This is a genomic window from Deinococcus hopiensis KR-140 (genome assembly GCF_900176165.1).
Lineage (GTDB): Bacteria > Deinococcota > Deinococci > Deinococcales > Deinococcaceae > Deinococcus > Deinococcus hopiensis.
Genome location: NZ_FWWU01000009.1, coordinates 470,773 through 489,356 on the forward strand (window position 1 = coordinate 470,773; position 18,584 = coordinate 489,356).

At 66.6% G+C, this 18,584-nt stretch carries 21 protein-coding genes; 11 read left to right on the top strand and 10 right to left on the bottom strand.

Annotation, left to right across the window (positions count from 1 at the left end):
* Position 1: 1 nt before the first annotated feature.
* Positions 2-1,765, bottom strand: coding sequence for an ABC transporter ATP-binding protein (locus B9A95_RS15745; RefSeq protein ID WP_084048177.1), 1,764 nt, complete (start codon positions 1,763-1,765; stop codon positions 2-4).
* Between the two features lie 72 nt (positions 1,766-1,837).
* Here B9A95_RS15745 and B9A95_RS15750 point away from each other — a divergent pair, with 72 nt between their 5' ends.
* The 3 genes from B9A95_RS15750 (at position 1,838) to B9A95_RS15765 (ending at position 4,511) form a co-directional block, all read left to right on the top strand.
* A complete protein-coding gene (locus B9A95_RS15750; protein ID WP_245808330.1) occupies positions 1,838-2,599 on the top strand; it encodes a hypothetical protein in 762 nt (253 codons plus the stop codon).
* Between the two features lie 40 nt (positions 2,600-2,639).
* Positions 2,640-3,602, top strand: a complete 963-nt coding sequence (locus B9A95_RS15755) for a CobW family GTP-binding protein (RefSeq protein ID WP_084048178.1) — start codon at positions 2,640-2,642, stop codon at positions 3,600-3,602.
* A gap of 426 nt (positions 3,603-4,028) precedes the next feature.
* The gene (locus B9A95_RS15765) at positions 4,029-4,511 is read left to right on the top strand and encodes a PaaI family thioesterase (RefSeq protein ID WP_245808331.1); all 483 of its coding nucleotides are present in this window, start codon (positions 4,029-4,031) and stop codon (positions 4,509-4,511) included.
* Between the two features lie 32 nt (positions 4,512-4,543).
* On the opposite strand, the gene B9A95_RS15770 is transcribed toward B9A95_RS15765, so the two are convergent.
* Positions 4,544-4,792 (bottom strand): hypothetical protein, encoded by a 249-nt coding sequence (locus tag B9A95_RS15770; RefSeq protein WP_084048180.1) that lies wholly within the window; start codon positions 4,790-4,792, stop codon positions 4,544-4,546.
* Between the two features lie 45 nt (positions 4,793-4,837).
* On the opposite strand from B9A95_RS15770, the gene B9A95_RS15775 reads away from it, so the two are divergent.
* Both B9A95_RS15775 and B9A95_RS15780 read left to right on the top strand, forming a co-directional pair.
* Entirely contained in the window at positions 4,838-5,077 is a 240-nt protein-coding gene (locus B9A95_RS15775) for a DUF3248 domain-containing protein (RefSeq protein WP_084048181.1), read from the top strand.
* A gap of 4 nt (positions 5,078-5,081) precedes the next feature.
* Complete coding sequence (locus B9A95_RS15780) at positions 5,082-5,558, top strand: DUF3809 domain-containing protein (protein WP_084048182.1); 477 nt, start codon at positions 5,082-5,084, stop codon at positions 5,556-5,558.
* 433 nt (positions 5,559-5,991) lie between these two features.
* Here the strand turns inward: B9A95_RS15780 and B9A95_RS15790 are convergent, their stop codons facing one another.
* Together B9A95_RS15790 and B9A95_RS15795 are read right to left on the bottom strand one after the other, a co-directional pair.
* Positions 5,992-6,501: an IS630 family transposase gene (locus B9A95_RS15790; protein WP_084046066.1), complete on the bottom strand. Its 510-nt coding sequence runs from the start codon at positions 6,499-6,501 to the stop codon at positions 5,992-5,994.
* A gap of 11 nt (positions 6,502-6,512) precedes the next feature.
* On the bottom strand, positions 6,513-6,983 hold the full coding sequence (locus B9A95_RS15795; RefSeq protein ID WP_084048184.1) for a winged helix-turn-helix domain-containing protein: 471 nt from the start codon (positions 6,981-6,983) through the stop codon (positions 6,513-6,515).
* Between the two features lie 275 nt (positions 6,984-7,258).
* On the opposite strand from B9A95_RS15795, the gene metK reads away from it, so the two are divergent.
* Entirely contained in the window at positions 7,259-8,485 is a 1,227-nt protein-coding gene (gene metK / locus B9A95_RS15800; protein WP_084048185.1) for a methionine adenosyltransferase, read from the top strand.
* A gap of 1,063 nt (positions 8,486-9,548) precedes the next feature.
* On the opposite strand, the gene coaD is transcribed toward metK, so the two are convergent.
* The 3 genes from coaD to B9A95_RS15820 all read right to left on the bottom strand — a co-directional run bounded on the left by coaD (position 9,549) and on the right by B9A95_RS15820 (position 11,144).
* Positions 9,549-10,061 carry a pantetheine-phosphate adenylyltransferase gene (gene coaD, locus B9A95_RS15810; protein ID WP_084048186.1) on the bottom strand — a complete coding sequence of 171 codons (513 nt, stop codon included), beginning with the start codon at positions 10,059-10,061 and terminating at the stop codon, positions 9,549-9,551.
* Entirely contained in the window at positions 10,058-10,594 is a 537-nt protein-coding gene (locus B9A95_RS15815; protein WP_084048187.1) for an RsmD family RNA methyltransferase, read from the bottom strand. Before B9A95_RS15815 ends, coaD begins: the two co-directional genes overlap by 4 nt.
* A gap of 88 nt (positions 10,595-10,682) precedes the next feature.
* Positions 10,683-11,144, bottom strand: a complete 462-nt coding sequence (locus B9A95_RS15820) for a superoxide dismutase (RefSeq protein ID WP_084048188.1) — start codon at positions 11,142-11,144, stop codon at positions 10,683-10,685.
* Between the two features lie 187 nt (positions 11,145-11,331).
* On the opposite strand from B9A95_RS15820, the gene B9A95_RS15825 reads away from it, so the two are divergent.
* From B9A95_RS15825 to B9A95_RS15840, 4 genes are all read left to right on the top strand, one after another.
* Positions 11,332-12,765, top strand: a complete 1,434-nt coding sequence (locus B9A95_RS15825; RefSeq protein WP_084048189.1) for an aldehyde dehydrogenase family protein — start codon at positions 11,332-11,334, stop codon at positions 12,763-12,765.
* Entirely contained in the window at positions 12,766-13,359 is a 594-nt protein-coding gene (locus tag B9A95_RS15830; protein ID WP_084048190.1) for a molybdenum cofactor guanylyltransferase, read from the top strand. It abuts the gene before it with no gap.
* A gap of 105 nt (positions 13,360-13,464) precedes the next feature.
* Complete coding sequence (locus B9A95_RS15835) at positions 13,465-13,956, top strand: hypothetical protein (RefSeq protein ID WP_139806361.1); 492 nt, start codon at positions 13,465-13,467, stop codon at positions 13,954-13,956.
* A complete protein-coding gene (locus tag B9A95_RS15840; RefSeq protein ID WP_084048192.1) occupies positions 13,949-14,773 on the top strand; it encodes a transposase in 825 nt (274 codons plus the stop codon). Before B9A95_RS15835 ends, B9A95_RS15840 begins: the two co-directional genes overlap by 8 nt.
* A gap of 41 nt (positions 14,774-14,814) precedes the next feature.
* Here the strand turns inward: B9A95_RS15840 and B9A95_RS15845 are convergent, their stop codons facing one another.
* Both B9A95_RS15845 and B9A95_RS15850 read right to left on the bottom strand, forming a co-directional pair.
* Positions 14,815-15,306, bottom strand: coding sequence for a DUF4385 domain-containing protein (locus tag B9A95_RS15845; protein WP_084048193.1), 492 nt, complete (start codon positions 15,304-15,306; stop codon positions 14,815-14,817).
* Between the two features lie 72 nt (positions 15,307-15,378).
* Positions 15,379-16,002: a Dps family protein gene (locus tag B9A95_RS15850; RefSeq protein ID WP_170928795.1), complete on the bottom strand. Its 624-nt coding sequence runs from the start codon at positions 16,000-16,002 to the stop codon at positions 15,379-15,381.
* 363 nt (positions 16,003-16,365) lie between these two features.
* Here B9A95_RS15850 and B9A95_RS15855 point away from each other — a divergent pair, with 363 nt between their 5' ends.
* The gene (locus B9A95_RS15855) at positions 16,366-17,655 is read left to right on the top strand and encodes a D-arabinono-1,4-lactone oxidase (protein ID WP_084048194.1); all 1,290 of its coding nucleotides are present in this window, start codon (positions 16,366-16,368) and stop codon (positions 17,653-17,655) included.
* A gap of 12 nt (positions 17,656-17,667) precedes the next feature.
* On the opposite strand, the gene B9A95_RS15860 is transcribed toward B9A95_RS15855, so the two are convergent.
* Entirely contained in the window at positions 17,668-18,576 is a 909-nt protein-coding gene (locus B9A95_RS15860) for an MBL fold metallo-hydrolase (protein ID WP_084048195.1), read from the bottom strand.
* Between the last annotated feature and the right edge of the window lie 8 nt (positions 18,577-18,584).

The window sequence follows — 18,584 nt, forward strand, 5'->3', positions numbered from 1 at the left end:
TTTAGGCAGGACGGGGCTCAGGCAAGGTGCTGCCGAGCTGCGCGGCGCGTTCCAGGGCAGCGTAAGCTCCGCCGCGCTCCCGCAGGAGGGTGGGTGGGCCGTCCTCAATCACCCCGCCGCCCCCCAGCACGATGACCCGGTCTGCGCCCCTCGCCAGGCTGAGGCGGTGGGTCACGATCAGGGCCGTTCGCCCGCGCATCAGCCGGTCCAGGGCGGCCACCACCAGGGCCTCGCTCTCGGCGTCCACGGCGCTCGTCGGCTCATCGAGCAGCAGGACGGCGGGGCGGGCGAGGATGGTCCGGGCAATCGCCAGGCGCTGCCGCTGGCCGCCGCTGAGCCGCACGCCGCGCTCGCCCACCACGGTGTTGAGCCCTTCGGGGAGCGTCCGCACGAAGTCGAGGGCCCGGGCCGCTGCGAGCGCCTCCTCCACCTCTGCCAGTGAGGTGTCGGGGCGGGCGTAACGCACGTTTTCCAGCACGGTGTCGTGAAAGAGGAAGGTGTCCTGGGGCATGGTGACCGCGTGTGAGCGCAGGCTGGAAAGTGTTGCGGTCCGGACGTCCAGACCGTCCAGCAGTACGGTCCCCGAGAGCGGATCGTGCTGCCGGGTGACCAGACCCAGCAGGGTGCTCTTGCCCGCCCCCGATTCGCCCAGCACAGCCACGCGCTGCCCGGCGGGAATGGTCAGGGTGAGGCCGCGCAGCACCGGGCGCTCGGGGCTATACCCAAAGGTGACATTCTCGAACCGCACCTCACCGCGCACGGGCTCGGGCAAGGGCCGCGCGTCCCGGGCTTCGGCCACGGCCACCGGCGCGTCCAGCACCTCGAACACCCGCCGCCCGCTGGCCTCGGCACGTTGCAGCAGGTCCCCGATGTTGACCAGGTCGTCGATGGGGCCGTAGAAGTAACGCCCGTAGCCCCGGTACGCCAGCAGGCCGCCCAGGGTGAACTGCCCGGTCGCGACGAGCCACACGCCGCCGCCCAGCATGACGGCATTGCCCAGATTGCCGACGAAGCGGGCCAGGGGAAAGGCGCGGTTGCGCAGCGTCACCGCCCGCACCTGCTCGCGGTAGAGTTCCTGCCCCAGCGCCTCCACCCGTCGCGCCTCTGCGTCCTCCCGCGCAAAGCCCTGCACCACCCGCAGGCCCGTGAGCCGGTCCGTGATGAGTGCGCTGAGGTCCCCCAGCCGGGTGCGGGCCGCGCGGTAGGCGGGACGGACGGTGCGGGCGTAGCGGCGCAGCATCACGGCCACCGCCAGCATGGGCAGCGTGACGAGCACGCCCAACAGCGGCTGCAAGGCGAGAAAGATGCCCACCACGCCGATCAGCCGCAGTGCGTTGGCCATCACGGCGTCCGTCCCACGCACGAGGACGTCTTGCAGGCCGTCCACATCCCCTGTCACGCGGGCAATCAGGTCTCCGGTCCGCTGCGACTCGAAGTAGGCCGCTGATTGGCCCTGAAGCTTGCGGTACAGCGCGACCCGCAGGTCCAGGGTCAGCCGCTGCCCGGCCCGCTCCAGCAGCAGCCCCCGCCACGCCGACAGGAGTTGCTGCGCGGCGAAGACGCCGACCAGAAGGGCCAGTTGCCCGCCGATCCAGGCCCAGTCCCGGCGGGGCAGGCCGTGGTCCACCACGCGGCTCCACACAAGCGGCGGGTACAGTTCGGCGACCACGCTGCCCAACAGCAGCGTCAGGCCCAGGGCCACCGTGCGCCGGTAGGGCGAGAGGAGGCCGTACAGGCGGCGGGTGACGTTCTCGGACGGGAGCATGGGGGCAGGCTAGCGTGCCTTTTGCGGACAGGACGTGGCCAGCAGGGACCGCGCTGACGTACAACAGTGGGCGTGTCCATCTCACCCGCCCTCCTGCTCGACCGTCTGATCGCCCTGGGCTGTTCGCTGGAAGAGTCCGGCCACGCCCTCGCCCTGATCGGACTGGGGTCCGTCGGTTCGGAACTCGGGCGCCTTGACGCCCACTCGGACCTCGATTTTTTCGTGGTGGCTGAGGAAGGCCGCGCGGCCCATTACCTTCGGGACCTCACCTGGCTGGCCCGTCCCGCGGCGCTGGTCTATACCTTCCGTAACACCCCTGACGGGTACAAGGTGCTGTACGTAGACGGCGTATATGCCGAGTTCGCGGTGTTCACGCCCACACAGCTGGCCGGGGTTCCCCTCGTCAATGGGCGGGTGGTCTGGAGCCGCCCGGGGGTATCGACCGACTTCGGGAGAGAGCATGGGGCCCTTCCCACCACAGGCGAACGTCCCTCTCGGGAGCACCGGGTGGGCGAGGCGCTGACGAACCTGCTTGTGGGGTTGAAGCGGTACTGCCGGGGGGAGCGGCTGTCCGCGTTCCGCTTCGTTCAGGGGTACGCGCTGTCGCAGGTCCTGGCCCTGGCGGCAGAGCGGGACGGGCCCTCCGCAGGCGCAGACCTCTTCGACGCCGAGCGCCGGTACGAGGCCCGGCATCCGGCTGTGGCGGCCCACCTGACGGATTTTCTGCCAGGCTACGACGAAACCCCACGGGCGGCTCAGGCGCTGCTGACCTACCTCGAAAAGCATGAAGAGGTGTCACCCGCCCTGGCCCAGGCCATCCGCGCCCTGATGTGACCGCTCAGGCTTGCCCGGGTGGGGCCGCTATCCTGGCACCATGAGCACTCCTGCCCCGAATGAACGCATTCCCATCGTCGTGATCGGCGGCTTTCTGGGCGCGGGCAAGACCACGCTGGTCAACCACCTGCTCCGCTCACTGCCGCACCGCCTCGGCGTGATCGTCAACGAATTCGGGCAGGCGGGGGTGGACGGCGGTCTGATCGAGCGCCTGGGTGACGACGTAACCGAGCTCACCGCTGGGTGCCTGTGCTGCACGGGCCGGGATGACCTGCTGCGTTCGCTGGTGACGATCGCCCTGCGTGAGGAAAAGCCCGACGCCGTGCTGATCGAACTTAGCGGCGTGGCGGACCCCACGCCCGTGCTGACCACACTGCTGGAGCGCTCGGTGCGGGCGGCCTTTCGGGTGACCACCCTGGTGGCGGTGGTGGACGCCCGGCATGTGCTCCAGACGTTGCGGGATCATCCCGAGGCCGCGCGGCAACTCGCCTATGCCAACGTGGTGGTGCTGAACAAGACCGACCTGGCCGATCCCCCACTGCTGGACCACGCGTTTCAAGTGCTGCGGGGCGTCAATCCCCTCGCTCGCATGGTTCCTGTGGAGCGCGGGCAGGTGGACGCGGAGGCCCTGCTCGCCCGGGACGACTTTGATCCACGCGAGCTGAAAAATCCCCCCGCTACCCGGCACACGCCGGGCCTGAAGAGCTTTACCCTGCGCGCGGACCGGCCCCTCGATCCGTACCGCTGGCAACGCTTCATGACGGACCTGATCCTCTCGCGCCCGGCCGAGGTCCTGCGGGTCAAGGGGTTTCTCAGCCTGCACGGCTACCCCCGGCGCGTGCTGTTTCAAGCCGTGCGGGACCTTTTTACTGCCGACGCCTGGGACGAGGCGGACGGGCAGACCGAACTGGTGTTTATCGGACGTGGTCTGGACCGGGCCGAGTACGAGGCCGGCTTTAAAGGTTGCCTGACCCCCGGTCCCGCCGATCTCATGCCCGATTGAGGTCCGTCTCCTCAAGGGCGGGCCACCCACCCAAACGGGAGAAGCGCAAGGATACGACCATAACCTCGCGCCTTGCCCTCCTCGCGCCGATGCTGTTCCTGCCCGCTGCGCTCGCCTGCCCCGTGAAAGCGGGGGGCCATCGTGGGCGGCCTCATCAAGGACAGGGGCGGCGCCCCGCCCATCTGCGGGCCCCTCTACCTGACTCTCAAGCAAAAGCATGTTGAACGCGGCGTGGACCAAGATGTACGGCCTCTCCGAAGGCGCGGCCGGTCAGAAGCAGGTGGCGGGCGTGCTGGCAGCGCTCCAAAAACAGGGCTACCGCAAGGCGCGCGAGAAGAAGACGGGCCACAGTCACGGTGCTCATCGGGATTTCCGGGCCCGTGAAGTACCTCGCGCTCGCGGGACAGTGAGGTCTATCTTCCGGGCGTGACTCCAACCCAAACGGCACTGCATCCCGATCTGAACCTGCCCACCCCCGAGGAGTTGGACCGCCTGGCGCCTGAGGAACTCGCCGCCCGCATGAACCGCCTCTCAGGCACGTTGGGCGAGCGGCTCGGCATCGAGATCCTGACGGCGTCGCGGGAGACTCTGACGGCCCGAATGCCTGTGGAGGGCAACCGCCAGCCCGCCGGACGCCTGCACGGTGGCGCGAGCCTCGCCCTGGCCGAAGAACTCGCCAGCATTGGCACCTGGCTGAACCTGGATGTGCGCCGGCAGGTGGGCGTCGGCGTGGACGTGAGCGGCACCCACGTCCGGGGCGTGGCGGAAGGCTTCGTTACCGCCGAGGCCACCCTCGCCTACCGGGGCCGCACCGTGATGGTCTGGACCGTGGAAATGCGCGACGGGCGGGGCCGAACGACGACGCTGGCGCGGTGTACCTGCAATGTGGTGACGCACGTGGAGGGATGAGGGGGTCACCCGGTGTTCTGTGCTTTTGACCCTCAGTCTCCCACCCCCCCAAACCCCGCCAGCGCTCCCGGCTCCAGCTGCCAGTCGTCTCCCACCTTCTGCGCTCGCCCCGCCTGCACCATACGGTTGAGTTCGGCCTCCACGCGTTGGCCCACCCGGCGCAGGGGCATCTCGGCCGCCCCCTCGACGCCGCGCCAGGTCAGGAAGGCGCGGTGAAAGTCGGGGAGATGGTCCAGGCCAGTGCGGGTCTCAAGTTCTCGCCAACTCTGCGTGGAGGTCATGCCTTCCGTTCTACCTCCGGGGCACAGCCACGTACAATGGCGGGCATGACGCCTGCGCCCCCCCCAGATCTGCCCCCGGACCTTGCGCGGCAACTGGACGCCCTGGGCGGGCAACTCGTGTGGCGCGTGGGCAAGGACGAGGCCAGCGAAGACGTGGTGGTGCGCCTGGGCTACGCCTCAGCCACCCCCCGCTTCGCGCACCTGCCCCGGCTGCGCAGCGTGGGTGACGCCGAGCTTCAGGCTGCGCTCACCGAGGACCGCATCGTAATCGAGTGGGTGGACTGAGGCTGTGCTGATCGAGGCCCGGCAGGCGTTCACCCTCACCCATCCCGGCGGGCAGGCGGCGGCGCTGAGGTTCGTGCAGGATGCGGGCCGCTCGCTGTCGCGGGTGCGGTTTTTGCGAAAGTTGCAGGGCAGTGCTGAGGGTGTGACCGGCGAATTGATCGTGCCCGTGCCCGTGCTGGGCGAGGTGGACCTGCCCTTTTCCAGCCGGCTGACCGCTACGCCCGAAGGAGCCACGCTGACCCCTCAGCCCATCGAGGGTGAGCGCGCGTGGGTGGAAGTGGCCGGACGGGCGGAGGTGGACGGCGCGGGAGCCGTGGCCTTTACCTTCCACTTCCGCGCCCACCTTGGTACCCCACAGGCCGAGGGCTGGGGCGGCGCGGCCTTCGAAAAAATGGTGCGCGCAGCCGCTGGCCGAACACTCGAGCGGGTGGCGGCGGAGCTGCCGGTGGGGATCGGGGCGGCGATGGGTGCAGAGGGCTGAGGTGTCTTGCGCATTGCGCGCGTCAGGAACTCACTTTGATGGTGGGGCGCGCTGTGCGGGGGAGTGGCCTGCGGGCATACCGCGTTCGTCGCAGGGAACAGCGCTTTTTCGGTGTGCAGCCGGCCCCGGAAGCGTCAGGCTTTGATGTGAAGGTCAGCGGTGCTGGCCCTCAAGAGGTGGAGAGACAGATTGCGGACGCCCTGGCCTTGCTGGAAACGCCGGAGCAGGCGTTGTCTCTTTCGGCCTCCTACCGCGGGGTTAAGGAGGCCATTCTGGAATTGACAGGCGGGCATGAAACCGTCTGGATTCAGGGAGACCGGACAGCCTTCACGTCTGAGAACCATTTTTCCCCGAGCTCTCCCGCTATGGAACTGTTTGGGCCTGGCTGTGGGGTTTACGTCCCGTGATGACCGCAAAGTCATACGGATTCCGATTAATTTGTTATGCAAGGCCACCAATGGAAGAAGGTGAGAGAACGGATTCTCTCCCTCTGCTGTTCCAACCGACGACACTGCTCCGCAAGCAACACGGTCAGGTCTTCCAGGGTTTCGAAGTGACGATTCTTCAAGGGAGCATCGGTGAGGGACCAAAGGCGTTCGGCGGGTTGCAACTCTGGGGAGTAGGGCGGCAAGAAGACGAGCTCGATGCCCGGTGGGCACTTTAACTGCGGGGTGGCATGCCACCCCGCACCATCCAAGACCAAGATGATCTCCCGGGTCTTTCCAGCCTGTGTGTCGAGGGCAAAGCGATCGAGCACAGCCTGGAAGGCCGCCGTATTGACCGTCGGCAACAACCAGTACTGGCTCTCTCCCGTCTGAGGACAGACGAACGCACTGACATAGAGCCATTCATACCGGTGTTGGACACGCACGGTCGGTGCTTTGCCTCGCTCGGACCATTGTTTGCCGACGAGGGGTTTCAATCCCACACGGTGTTCATCCATGCACCAGACTTCTACCGCTCGTCCAGTTGCTTCAGTACGCGCCGTAGCTGCTTGGACCACGGCTGGGAGGATTTTTTTTGGAACGCTTCCTGAGTGACCTGGTTGGCCTCGACATGTCGAGGCCGAGGGACCTGGAGGCTATATCCCACCGCATCCAAAAACGCATAACAGCGGCTCAGATGCACGTCCTTCTCCAATTCCTGCTTTACCCAGGACTGCACTCGTGCACCATTCCAGACACCGCCGCTGGCGGTGTCTGCACGAATCGTCCGCGCCAGGAGGAGCACTTCGGCGTCGCTGAGCAGGGTCGGTGCACCACTGTTCTGGTGTCGCTGATCTTTGAGCCCCGCCAGACCATGTTGGTGGTACGCGTCGATGATTTTGTCTGCACCTTGATACGAGTAGCCCGTGAGCTTCAGGGCTTCAGCAGCGCTTTTCCCTTCTGCCAGGAACGCGAGGAGGTGACTGCGTCGTCGTTCCACCGCGCAGCTACTCCGGCCGTAGATGCCCCAGAAGTCTTCGGCCGTGTGTTGGAAAGTAACCGTTCTGATCTCATTATTATAACTGATTATTCGGAATCCGTATCAGCTCCTTAAGCTTGATCCGCCTTTCGTCCTTTCCCCGTCCCCGCCCCTTGCGTTAGGCTGGCTCCTGGCCGTGCCCTCCAGCGTGAGGACACGGGCCGCGTGCGTGGACCGCAGCGACATCCCTCTCCAGGTGGTTCTGTGAGACGCCCCCCGCGCGTACAGGAGCAAAAATGCGGAAGTTCTACACGTCGGAGTCGGTATCGGAAGGCCACCCGGACAAGCTGGCGGATTTCATCTCGGATTCGATCCTGGACGAGTTTCTGCGCCAGGAGCCCACGAGCCGCGTGGCCGTAGAAACGCTCGTGACCACCGGCATGGCCGTGGTGGCGGGGGAGGTTCGCGCGCACCGGGCACACGTGGACGTGCAGCGTGTGGTGCGCGAGGCCGTGCAAAAAGTGGGCTACGTGCGCGCCAACTACGGCTTTGACGCCGAATACAGCGCGGTGCTCGTCGCCATTCACGGCCAGTCGCCTGAGATCGCGGAGGGCGTGGACCACTCCGAGGAATGGCGCGCGATGACCGCTGAGGACCGGGGCCGCCCCGAGAACAAATACTCGGAAGTCGGCGCGGGCGACCAGGGCCTGATGTTCGGCTACGCCACGGACGAGACGCCCGAACTGATGCCCCTCCCCGTTAGCCTCGCCCACGGCCTGACCCGCCGCCTGGCCGAACTCCGCAAGAGCGGCACGCTGCCCTACCTGCGTCCCGATGCCAAGGCCCAGGTCACCGTCGTGCGCGACGGCGAGCCGCACGACGCCCGCGAAACCTTCGTGGACACCGTTGTCATCAGCACACAGCACAGCGACGACGTGACCCAGGAGCAGATCCGCGAGGACATGATCGAGCACGTGGTGCGCGCCGTCATTCCCGCGGAGTACCTCACGCCCGAGACCAAATACTTCATCAACCCCAGTGGCCGCTTCGTGATCGGTGGGCCGCACGGCGACACGGGCCTGACGGGCCGCAAGATTATCGTGGACACCTACGGCGGAGCCGTGCCGCACGGCGGGGGCGCATTTTCCGGCAAGGACCCCACGAAGGTGGACCGCTCCGCCGCCTACTACGCCCGCTACATTGCCAAGAATGTCGTGGCGGCGGGGCTCGCCCGGCGAGCGCTGGTGGAAGTGGCCTACGCGATTGGCCGCGCGCATCCCGTCAGCCTTCGGGTGGATACCTACGGCACGGGCACCGTGAGCGACGCGGTGCTGGCCGAACTCGTCCACGGGTACTTTGATGCCCGGCCACAGGCGATCATTGCCCAGCTGGACCTGCTGCGTCCCATCTACGCACAGACTGCCGCCTACGGTCATTTCGGCCGCCCCGAGTTCCCCTGGGAGCAGACCGACAAGGCGGGCGCGCTGCGGCAGGCGGCAGAAGGCCTGAAGCAAAACGCCTGACGTTGAGCGGGTGAGGAGGCCGGGGCATGGGCGCCCCGGCCTTTTTCGACTGATGGTGGGTCTGGAAATGCTGGAGCGTCAATGTTCTGGATCCTGGCCGCGTGAGCGAACGTCACGCTGATACCGAGGGGAAGGGTGCGGGAACACCACTGATACGGAGTGAAGATGCGTTCCGAATATGAGAGCTGCCGCCTTGGTTCCGCACCATAAAGACTTGAAGTTGCGCATCGCCAAGCCAAGCGGCCTATTGAACGCTCACGCCGGCAGATCGTCTGGCCCAAAAGCAAAGGAAAGTCAGTTCTAGAGACCATTGACGCAACCGGATTTTCGCGTACGACGATCAGTACGTTGATTGCCGCCTACAATGCCGACGGCGAACAGGCGCTTCTGGATAAGCGTCAGTTGAACAAGTTTGATTCTGCTCTCAATCCAGCCCAGCAAGAGGCGCTATTTCAGGCTCTCCAGAGGCCACCCTCCTAAAGGCCTGACAAATTTTATGAATGTAAGCGGAAAACGAGTGTCCAGCCGACTTCAAGCGTGATTAGGGGGGGTGGCTGAGGATGTGTTTGGCCCCCAAGGGTCCAGGATCGGGGCCGCCTTGAAGGGCCTGGCCCTTCAAGGCGGCCTGACCTCGGCTCAGGACGTACTGCACGGCCCGTAAACCGATCTTGAGATCACTCAATCCACGTTGCCAGTGGGATCAAGGACACGTCGAGGCCCATTCTCCACCGCCTGAAGTCCTTTAGGGACCGAAAGAAGCGTCGCGACAGAGATGACCAGGATCAACCGCTCCAGGCTCGGCGCATCTCGGCGCTTGGACGCTTCCAGACCGAACAGCCCACTTGGCATATGCCGCTTCCAGCCACCTGGGGGCACGGCACCGAGAGGACCGGTCCAGAGCCACGGGAGCGGCGGCGCTATTTCCTATGACGGTCACCCTGTTTTCAGAGGGGAGGCGCGGCCTGAACCCCTCATGACAGCAGGAGGACCGCCAGCATAAATGCGCGCATCCCTCCACGTAAGGGCAGCACATGGGGCACCCTCCCCAAAAGGAAGCGGGAAGCTACCTGCCCTGCTCCACTTCCCGCTCTGCGTACACCTCCGCGAACTTGCGCCGCAGGGCCGAGGCCGAGGCGCGCGGCACCATCTCCGACACGTCGCCGCCGTAGCTGGCGATCTCTTTGACCATCGTGGAACTCACGAAGCTCCAGCGCGTCGCGGCCATGATAAACACGGTCTCCACCTCGCCGATCTGGCGGTTGAGGTGCGCGATCTGGAGTTCGTACTCGTAGTCGGACACGGCGCGCAGGCCACGGATAATAATGCCCTTTTGCTGCTGGCGCATGTAGTCCACCAGCAGGCCGCCAAAACTGTCCACGCTGACGTTGGAAAAGTGCGCTGTGGCCTCCTGCAGCACCGCCACCCGCTCCTCCAGCGTGAAGAGGTGACGGCCCGTCTTGCGGGCGTTGTGCATCACCGTCAGCGTCACGTGGTCGAAGATGCGCGATGCCCGCGTCAGCACGTCCATATGGCCGCTGGTGATGGGATCAAAGGAGCCGGGAAAGACGGCGTTCATGCGCTCCCGATCTTATCCCGCCAATACAGGGTCAGGGTGTTGCTGCCATGCACCCGCTCCTCGCGCTCCCAGCCGGGCGCATCGGGCAGGTGCAGGCGGTCCGGATGCTGACAGACCAGCAGTCCGCCGGGCGTCAGGGCGTTGGCGGCCAGCAGCCTGGCGGTAAGGCCAGGAATGTCCTGCTCGTAGGGCGGATCGCTGAAGACGACATCGAACTGCCCCAGGCGCGGCAGCAGTCCGAGCGCGTCGCCCTTGAGGATGCGCGCGGGCAGGCTCAGGGCCCGGGCGTTTTCCTCCAGCAGCCGCGCGGCCTGGGCATTCTTCTCGGTGATCGTCACCGCGTAACCCCGGCTGGCGGCCTCCAGTCCCACCGCACCGCTGCCGCCGTGCAGGTCCAGAAAGCTGCCCGATGGCGCGCGCGAGGCGAGCAGGTCAAAGAGGCTCTTGCGAATGCGCGCGCCGCTGGGCCGGGCGCTGGCAGGAACCTTCAGGCTGCGGCCCTTGGCGCTGCCCCCCAGGATACGAATGCTCACGGAACGCAGGGTAACGCAGGGCGGGGAAGGAACGGAAAAACGCCCTGCACCCGGAAGGGCACAGAGCGGTCCCGCTCGAGAAGGGAAGTTACTGCCCCACGCCACCCATGTTCGCGTTCAGCTTGACTGCCGTGCAGGCCACGCCCCCGTCGGCCGGGGTGCCGGCCGCGTCGCTGGCGGTGTGGATGTTGTAGTAGGCCGCCTGCATCGTGTCGTCACGAGGCGTGCTGGCGGTGATGCTCAGCATGCCGCTGGCGTCGGTCATTCCCACCATCTTGGTGCTCATGATGGGCGCGCCGGCGCTGGAGCAGGGATCCGTACTGGCCCGGCCCATCACGTGGTAATGGGCCACGTAGTACTGGTTGGGCTTCAGGCCCATCACCTTGGTCTCGGTCATCACCATGGTGCTGGAATCGGTGGCTTTCACCGTACCCATCGGCATCAGGTCGCCGGCAGCGGGCTGTTTGCCCAGCATGTAAGGGCTGCCAGGCAGCATCACGGCGCAGGAGGCGAGGGCCAGGGGCAGGGCAGAGAGCAGCAGCTTATTCACGGGGAAACCTCCATAGAAAGAGAAGGGGTGAGTGAATCTGGAACGACCTCAAGTGTGATCTCGCTTTCACAGGATGGAGTGTCTGTCTCCCCTCAATCTGAGCTGTTGTTAAAGGAGACGGGGGAACGGCTTTCCTGCACTAGACTCGGTTCAGGTTCTCCGCTGCGTTTCCTGTCTTGGAGGTTCCATGTCTCAAGCTGTCTCCCCGCCGATTTCTCCCAAACTGCAAGCCCTCTTTGACGCGCAGCGGGCGTGGCGCTGGCGGGCAGCACAGACCGACGCTGAAGCGAGGCGTACCATTTTGCGCCATCTGCGCGAGGGACTGCGGCGCCACCGGACCGCCCTCGCTGACGCCCTTGCCCGGGATCTGGGCAAGAGCCGTGCCGAGGCCGAAATCACCGAACTCCACCCCGTGATGGAGGAGATCGGCCACACGCTGCGCCACCTTCCGCGCTGGATGGCTCCCCGGCCCGTCTCCACGCCCGCTGCCCTGCTGGGCACCCGCAGCGAGGTGCAGTCCCAGGCGCGCGGCGTGACCCTGATTCTGGGGCCGTGGAACTACCCGGTAAACCTCACGCTGATGCCGCTCGTCGCCAGCCTGGCGGCTGGGAACACCGTGATTCTGAAGCCCAGTGAGAAGGCCCCCGCCACCGCAGAGGCGCTGCGCCGGTTGCTGGAGGAGGTCTTCGAGCCGCACCTCGTTGCGGTGGTCCTGGGTGATGCCGGCGTGGCGGAAGGGCTGACCCGGATGCCCTTCGATCACATCTTCTTCACGGGCAGCGGTCCGGTGGGACGGCGGGTGCTGGCGGCCGCCGCCGAAAACCTGACGGGCGTGACGTTGGAACTGGGCGGCAAGAGCCCGGCCCTCGTTCACGCCAGCGCCGATCTGGACCTCACTGCGCAGCGCCTGGGCTGGGGTAAGTTTTTGAACGCGGGGCAGACCTGCGTGGCCCCGGATTACGCGCTCGTGCCTGAGGCCCTGCGCGACACCTTCGTGGAGCGTCTGCGGGGCCTCATTGCCTACCGCTTCGGAGAGGGTGAACACCTGCGTGCGGGACCGGACTACGGGCGGATGGTGGATGCCCGCAGCGTCGAGCGTCTGGAACGCCTGACGCGGGAGAGTGTAGCGGCGGGCGCGCGGGTGGCCCTGGGCGGCGAGTTCGACGCTTCGGCCCGCTTCGTCTCGCCCACGCTCGTCACGGGCGTGACGCCCGAAATGCCCCTGATGGCGGAAGAACTCTTCGGCCCGGTGCTGCCCGTGTTGACCTACCGCACCTTTGACGAGGCCCTGGCCCTGATCCGCCGCCTGGACCCGCCGCTCGCGCTGTACACCTTCGCCGAGGATCCGGCGGCGGTGGCCCGCGTGCAGAACGAAACCACCAGCGGCGGCCTGATTGTCAACGGCACGATCATCCACCTCAGCAATCCCAACCTGCCGTTCGGCGGCGTGGGCGCGAGCGGGATGGGCCGCTACCACGGCGAGTACGGCTTCCGCACCTTCAGCCACGAGCGGGCGGTGATGGTGGAGGGCAGGAACAGCGCCATTCGCTTCATGTACCCGCCTTACGGCCGTCCGGTGCCCCGCTTTCTGGCCTGGGCGCTGCGGCACATGGAGCGCTAGGTGCTTCCCCTCGCTGGCGCGGTCACGGCGGGCGGAGCGTCACGCCGTTTCGGCAGCGACAAGGCGGGGGCCGTGCTGGAAGGCCGTCCCCTCCTTCAGCATGTGACCGCGAGCCTGTCTGGGTGTCTGCTGCGCCTGCTGATCGCGCCGCCCGAGCGTTACGCCCTACCTGGCTGGCAGAACGTCCCTGACACCCGCCCCGGCGAAGGACCGCTGGCTGCCCTCGAAGCCGCCCTGCTCGCTGCCCGTGCGCAAATGGGCGAGGGCTGGGTGGCGTTTGCAGGGGTGGACATGCCGCGCCTGACGCCCGCGTACTGGGAACTGCTGGCAGAAGTGAAGACGCTGGAGGTGCTGGCCGTCCGGGCCCTGGACGCAGCCTGGGAGCCTCAACCGCTCGCCGCCCTGTACCACACGGCGCTGCTGGAGCGGGTCACTGGACTGCTGGATGGGGGAGAGCGCCGAATGCGGGAAGCTGCCCTGCCGGAACAAACGGCCCTCGTACCCTTCGTAGAGGTGCAGCGGGTGAGCCCCTCGGCACTGCACAACGTGAATACGCCTGCCGATTTACTGGTCCTGGCCAAGCCAGGGCAATAAAAAAGCCGCCTCTCTGGGCGGTGATGTCCAAAAGAATAGCGTGGAATGCACGGGAAGTCAAGTTATGCAGCTTGAAAGCCGGACAAAAGTCTGCATATTCAGGGGATGAGGGTGTCAGCGCCGGTGGAAGTGGCTGGACTCGATGCTTTTGTCCAGCCGTATCGGAGTCTGTTTGGTGATCGACGGCTCTTTGCGGGGTTCTGCGGCGCGGTCGCTGGGATCCTGGCGAGTGGATCAACACGGGTACGGCAGATGGCCCGGGTCACACCCAGTATGGGGGTGACGCCCCACGCTGAGCGCCGGTTGCGACGGTTGATTCATCACCAGAATCAGCGGACCGAGCTGAATGCAGAGACGTTGACCGAGCGGCTCCAGACCCAGGGAGCAGAGCGTGTCGCAGGTGAGGCGGAAGTGGTGGTGGTTCTCGATGGCTCAGACCTCCGCAAGCCCCACAGCCAGAAACTGGAACATCTGGATGTGGTGCGGGATCTGAAGGGCAACCTCGTTCCTGGATACCACACCCTCAACGCCATAGGGGCGTCAAAGCCTGCTGTATCACCGCACGTACAGCACGCGGAGTCCTGGTTTTTTGAGTGAGAACGCGGTCGTGCTCGAAGCGTTGAGGCAGATCACGCGGTCACTGCGCGAAGTGGGTGTGGTGCGCATTATCTTTGTCCTGGACCGAGGCTTCGATGACCTGAAGGTAATGAAGCGACGGAGGCGGCTCAAGGTCGATTTCGTCATTCGTGCACAGCATGTTGAGCGGCGCGTTCGTCTGCAGCCCACGGGGGAAAACCGTGCGCTGCAAGCTGCGTTGCAGCTTGCTCCCGTATCACACACCTTCGCGATGTCCCGCCCCGTCCTGCGGGAGGGGAAGCCCAGCTGGCGGCCAACCCCAGCGGAGATCCGGGCGCAGGAGGTCTGGGTGGACGAGGGCAAACTCCACGTGCACGCGCTCCATCTGCACTTCCCCACACGGCCCAAAGGCGAACAACAGGGCTGGACCCTGCCCACGAGCTTGCCCGTCTCGCCCGGCGTTCACGCCGGGCAGGTCGTACGACGCTATCTGAGGCGCTGGAGCAGCGAAGACGTCTTTTCCTGGACCAAAACCGCTCTGGGATGGGAACAGGTTCGTGTCCTGCAGTTCGAAGCGCTGCACACCCTGGTCGCCATGGCCTGGCTCGCCGCTGCCTTTGTCTTCACCCTCGGCGAGACGGTAGACACACCGGAAGTGAAGTTGCTCGCTCATCTCGGTGGTTCTGTCCCCCATAAGAATCGGCCCCCGGGCAAGAAGACCATCTTGCTGGGACGACAGCGCTTGTGCGCTGCGTACCTCACCCGGCACACCACCCGCCAATCGATGCAACATCCATCCGAAAAAACCGTCATAGAAAGGCTTCTCGGCCCCCAATGAATTTTGTCCGCCTTTCAAATGCATTCAGGTCATGCACGCCCCTACCCGTACCGCGCCTTGTGCTCCTTTTTCAGCCGCGCGTACTCGGGGTTGGCCTCGGCCTCGTCCCACTTCGCCTTGAAGATACGCGCTGACTCGGCCTTCACCGGGTCCTCAGGGCTGCGGGGCAGTTCGGCTCGTCCGTGGGCGCCGCTCTGGCCCTTCTTGTTCCCGGGCACGGGTCCGGCGTACTTCTTGCCGCCCTTGTGGTTGGCGTAGCGGCGTGAGCGGGTAAAGCCCATCTGCAAGAACTTGCGGGCCATGTCCGCTCCCACGAAGTCTCCAACCTTCAGATAGTCCAGAAACATCGCGTAGATCTTCTCGCTGCTCGCGCGCGCCGCGTCGGGCGTGGCGAAGCGCCAGTGGGGCAAAATCTCGGCCTTATACGGCTGCACCAGCAGCACGCCCTGTTCCCCCACACCCACCCGGTACAGCTCGGGATGGGCGCGCAGGCTCAGGGCGCGGTAGTCGAGGGAATAGTCGAACTTGGGCATGGCGCGTGGAGCGGAGCGCGAAGGACAGAGCGCAGGGCGCTGTTTTGGCCCTTTGCGCTCTGCCCTTCGCCCTTAGCGCCGGTCCCCCTCCATCCGGTCGTCGTCGAGCATGGCCTGGAGCATCCAGCGGATCTTGTCGATGATGGCTGCGTAGCCGTTGTACAGGTCTGCCGTGGCCGGATCATTGGCCTCGTCCACTGTCTGCGAGTCGTCGCGGTAGCCCTTGCCGATGCGGGTCAGGTCCGTCACCAGATCGGCCACCTGGGTACGGGCGTCGCGCACGGTTTCTGTGGGCACGCGGATGATGCTGAAGCGCTCCAGGTCGCTCGGCGCGGCGATGGGGCTGCCGCCCAGGGCGACGAGGCGCTCTGCCTGCTCGTCGATGGCTGGGAAGATTTCCTCGATAAATTCGTCGTAGGCGAGGTGTAGATCGCGGAAGAAGCGGCCCCGGATGTCCCAGTGGTACTTCTTAAACTTGAGGTACAGGCTGATGGTGGTGGCGAGGTTGCGCTGCAGCGTCTCGCTTACGGTGGCGAACTCGTCTTCGGAGAGGTAGCCGTGGTCCACCAGGCGGTTGTTCACGGTATGCAGGTGCGCGGCGTCGGCCTTGGCCTCGCCTCCGGGCTGCACGCCGGGCGCGCCCGTTTCGGGGACAGTGTTCTGGCTGTCCTCCTGCTGGGTGGCCCCGTCCTGCAGATTCAGGCCTTCTTGCTCCTCGCTGCCGGGGGTGTCGCTGGCGACGGCCTGGGCCACCGTCACGGCGGCGTCCTGTCCGGCCTCGTCACCGGCGGGCAGGGCCGACGCCTTCTTGCTGCGGCCTGGCGTGGCCTTGCTCTTGGGGGCAGCGCTCTTCGCGCCTGCGCTCTTGGGGGCGGCCTTGCTCTTGCTGGTCATGTCCACACGCTACCTTCCGGTCTCCGGGCGGCCCTATAGCGGGTTTCTTCACGCTCGCCGGGTTCGCCCGTGACTGCCGCGTGGTGGTGCCTCCCGGGCCGGGGCCGTCTGTGCAGGGCCGCCCCCACAGAAGCGCCAGAGAGGAGGATGGAGAGAGGGGGCAACATGGACGCGACGACACTTCAAACCAACTGGGCGGGCAACCTCACGTACCGGGCCTCGGCGTGGCGCCGCCCCGGCAGCGTGGCGGAGGTGCAGGATCTCGTGGCCTGTTCGGAGCGCATCGGGGTTATTGGCACGCGCCACTCGTTCAACGGCCTGGCCGACACGGGCGGCGTGATGCTCTCGCTGGAGCGGCTGGGGGGCATGGTCCTGGACGGGCAGGCGGGCACAGTCACGGTGGAGGCGGGAGTACGTTATGGGGAACTGGGTGAGTTTCTGCACCGGCAGGGCCACGCGCTGCACAATCTGGCCTCCCTGCCGCACATCTCGGTGGTGGGGGCGTGTATGACGGCCACCCACGGCTCAGGAGACCGGCTGCCCTGCCTCGCGGCAGCGGTGACGGCGCTGGACCTCGTGACCGCGGGCGGGGAACTCCTCACGCTCTCCCGGGAAGAGCACGGCGAAGCCTTTGCCGGCATGGTGGTGTCGCTGGGCGCTCTGGGCGTCGTGACCCGCATGACCCTGGCCCTGGAAGAGACCTACCACGTGCGGCAGGAGGTGTACGAGCACCTGCCATTTCCCACCGCCGAGGTCCACCTGGCGGCCCTATTCGCAGCTGCCGAGAGCGTAAGCCTGTTCACCGACTGGCAGGAGCCCCGCTTTCATCAGGTCTGGCTCAAGCGCCGGGTGGCGGCCGGGAGCACGGCGCCGTTGCCCACCACCCACTTTGGGGCCACCGCCGCTCTGGCGGATTGCCACCCATTGCCAGGATTGCCCGCTGCGCACTGCACGCCGCAGCAGGGGGTGCCCGGACCCTGGCACGAGCGCCTGCCGCATTTCCGTCTGGACCACACCCCCAGTCAGGGCGAGGAATTGCAGAGCGAGTACTTCGTGCCCCGCGCCCAAGCGGCGGCGGCCCTGCGCGCCGTTCTGGCCCTGGGAAACCAGTTCGCGTCCCTGCTGCTGGTCTCGGAGGTCCGGACCGTCGCCGCCGATGATCTGTGGCTGAGTCCGGCCTACCGCCGGGACAGCCTCGCCCTGCACTTCACCTGGCGGCGCGACGAGCGGGCGGTGCGGGCGGTGCTGCCCGCACTGGAAGAAGCGCTGGCCCCCTTCGGCGCCCGGCCCCACTGGGGCAAGGTGTTTACCCTGTCCCCCGCCCACCTCACAGCCCTGTATGAGCGGCTGCCCGACTTCCGGCAGCTGCTCGAACGCCACGATCCTGGCGGCAAGTTCCGCAATCCCTTTTTGAACCGGTACATCTTTGGGGAAGCGGGCGTGGGCCCAGTCTGATTCCGGGGAAGACTACACCTGCGCCGTGAAGCGCAGTTCGTTGTCCCGCACCCTCAGCACGGCGCGGCCCGTTTCGAGCAGTTCGGTGAGGTGCGCGCTCACCACCGCGCGGTTGAGGACCACCGCACCCGCGTTTGCCATCTCCACGCCCAGCCTCCGGCACACCCGGGCGAGCAGCACGTCCACCGTGGCCTCGCCTGCCTCCAGCCCTTCAAGCACGGCCCGGGTGGTGCGTTCATACGCTGCGAGGTTGGCGGCCACCAGGCCGGGCAGGTCTTCCGTCGACTCGCCGTGGCCGGGCAGCGTGAGGCGCACGCCTCCGAGTTCGCCCAGCCGCGTGGCCGAAGCTTTCTGGGCTGCCGAGTCTGCGCAGAAGGTGAGGGGGTGCTTGGCGAGCGCTTCCGGGCCGAAGAGGGCGTCGGCGGCATACAGCACGTCCCCGAAGCGGACGGCCACCATCTGGGCGGCGTGGCCGGGCACATCCAGCAGCTCCACCGCCACGCCGCCCAGGGTCAGGCGGCCCACATCGGGCAGGGGCTGCGCCGGACTGGCCGGGGCCAGCAGAAACTTGTTTTGCAGCTCGCGTGGGGGCCGGGCGCCGAACAGCGACAGGGGTTCGAGGATGGGGTGGTGGATGATCGCGGCTTCCAGCGGCGGTGCAAAGACTGCCAGCCCCGGGCAGCGGGCCAGCAGAAAGGCGTTCCCCCCGTGGTGGTCTGCGTGGCTGTGCGTGTTGAGGACGGCGCTGGGCGTCAACCCCGCTGCCTCCAGCGCCCGCAGCAGTTTGCGCGCGTGCGACTCGTCCAGACCCGTGTCCACCACCAGCGCGCCGCCCACACCGTTTTCGGCGACCACACTGTTGACGGCTCCGGGCAGGACGTGGATTCCGGGGGCCAGCGGCTGGAGAAGGGGAGCGGGCATGGCCCCAG

What these genes read in the sequence shown, in the direction of transcription:
- B9A95_RS15790 (WP_084046066.1), bottom strand. Translation starts at nt 6,501, where the DNA reads ATGGATGAACACCGTGTGGGATTGAAACCCCTCGTCGGCAAACAATGG.
- B9A95_RS15855 (WP_084048194.1), top strand. Translation starts at nt 16,366, where the DNA reads ATGGACGCGACGACACTTCAAACCAACTGGGCGGGCAACCTCACGTAC.
- metK (WP_084048185.1), top strand. Translation starts at nt 7,259, where the DNA reads ATGCGGAAGTTCTACACGTCGGAGTCGGTATCGGAAGGCCACCCGGAC.
- B9A95_RS15755 (WP_084048178.1), top strand. Translation starts at nt 2,640, where the DNA reads ATGAGCACTCCTGCCCCGAATGAACGCATTCCCATCGTCGTGATCGGC.
- B9A95_RS15825 (WP_084048189.1), top strand. Translation starts at nt 11,332, where the DNA reads ATGTCTCAAGCTGTCTCCCCGCCGATTTCTCCCAAACTGCAAGCCCTC.
- B9A95_RS15775 (WP_084048181.1), top strand. Translation starts at nt 4,838, where the DNA reads ATGACGCCTGCGCCCCCCCCAGATCTGCCCCCGGACCTTGCGCGGCAA.
- coaD (WP_084048186.1), bottom strand. Translation starts at nt 10,061, where the DNA reads ATGAACGCCGTCTTTCCCGGCTCCTTTGATCCCATCACCAGCGGCCAT.
- B9A95_RS15860 (WP_084048195.1), bottom strand. Translation starts at nt 18,576, where the DNA reads ATGCCCGCTCCCCTTCTCCAGCCGCTGGCCCCCGGAATCCACGTCCTG.
- B9A95_RS15770 (WP_084048180.1), bottom strand. Translation starts at nt 4,792, where the DNA reads ATGACCTCCACGCAGAGTTGGCGAGAACTTGAGACCCGCACTGGCCTG.
- B9A95_RS15835 (WP_139806361.1), top strand. Translation starts at nt 13,465, where the DNA reads ATGAGGGTGTCAGCGCCGGTGGAAGTGGCTGGACTCGATGCTTTTGTC.
- B9A95_RS15845 (WP_084048193.1), bottom strand. Translation starts at nt 15,306, where the DNA reads ATGCCCAAGTTCGACTATTCCCTCGACTACCGCGCCCTGAGCCTGCGC.
- B9A95_RS15745 (WP_084048177.1), bottom strand. Translation starts at nt 1,765, where the DNA reads ATGCTCCCGTCCGAGAACGTCACCCGCCGCCTGTACGGCCTCCTCTCG.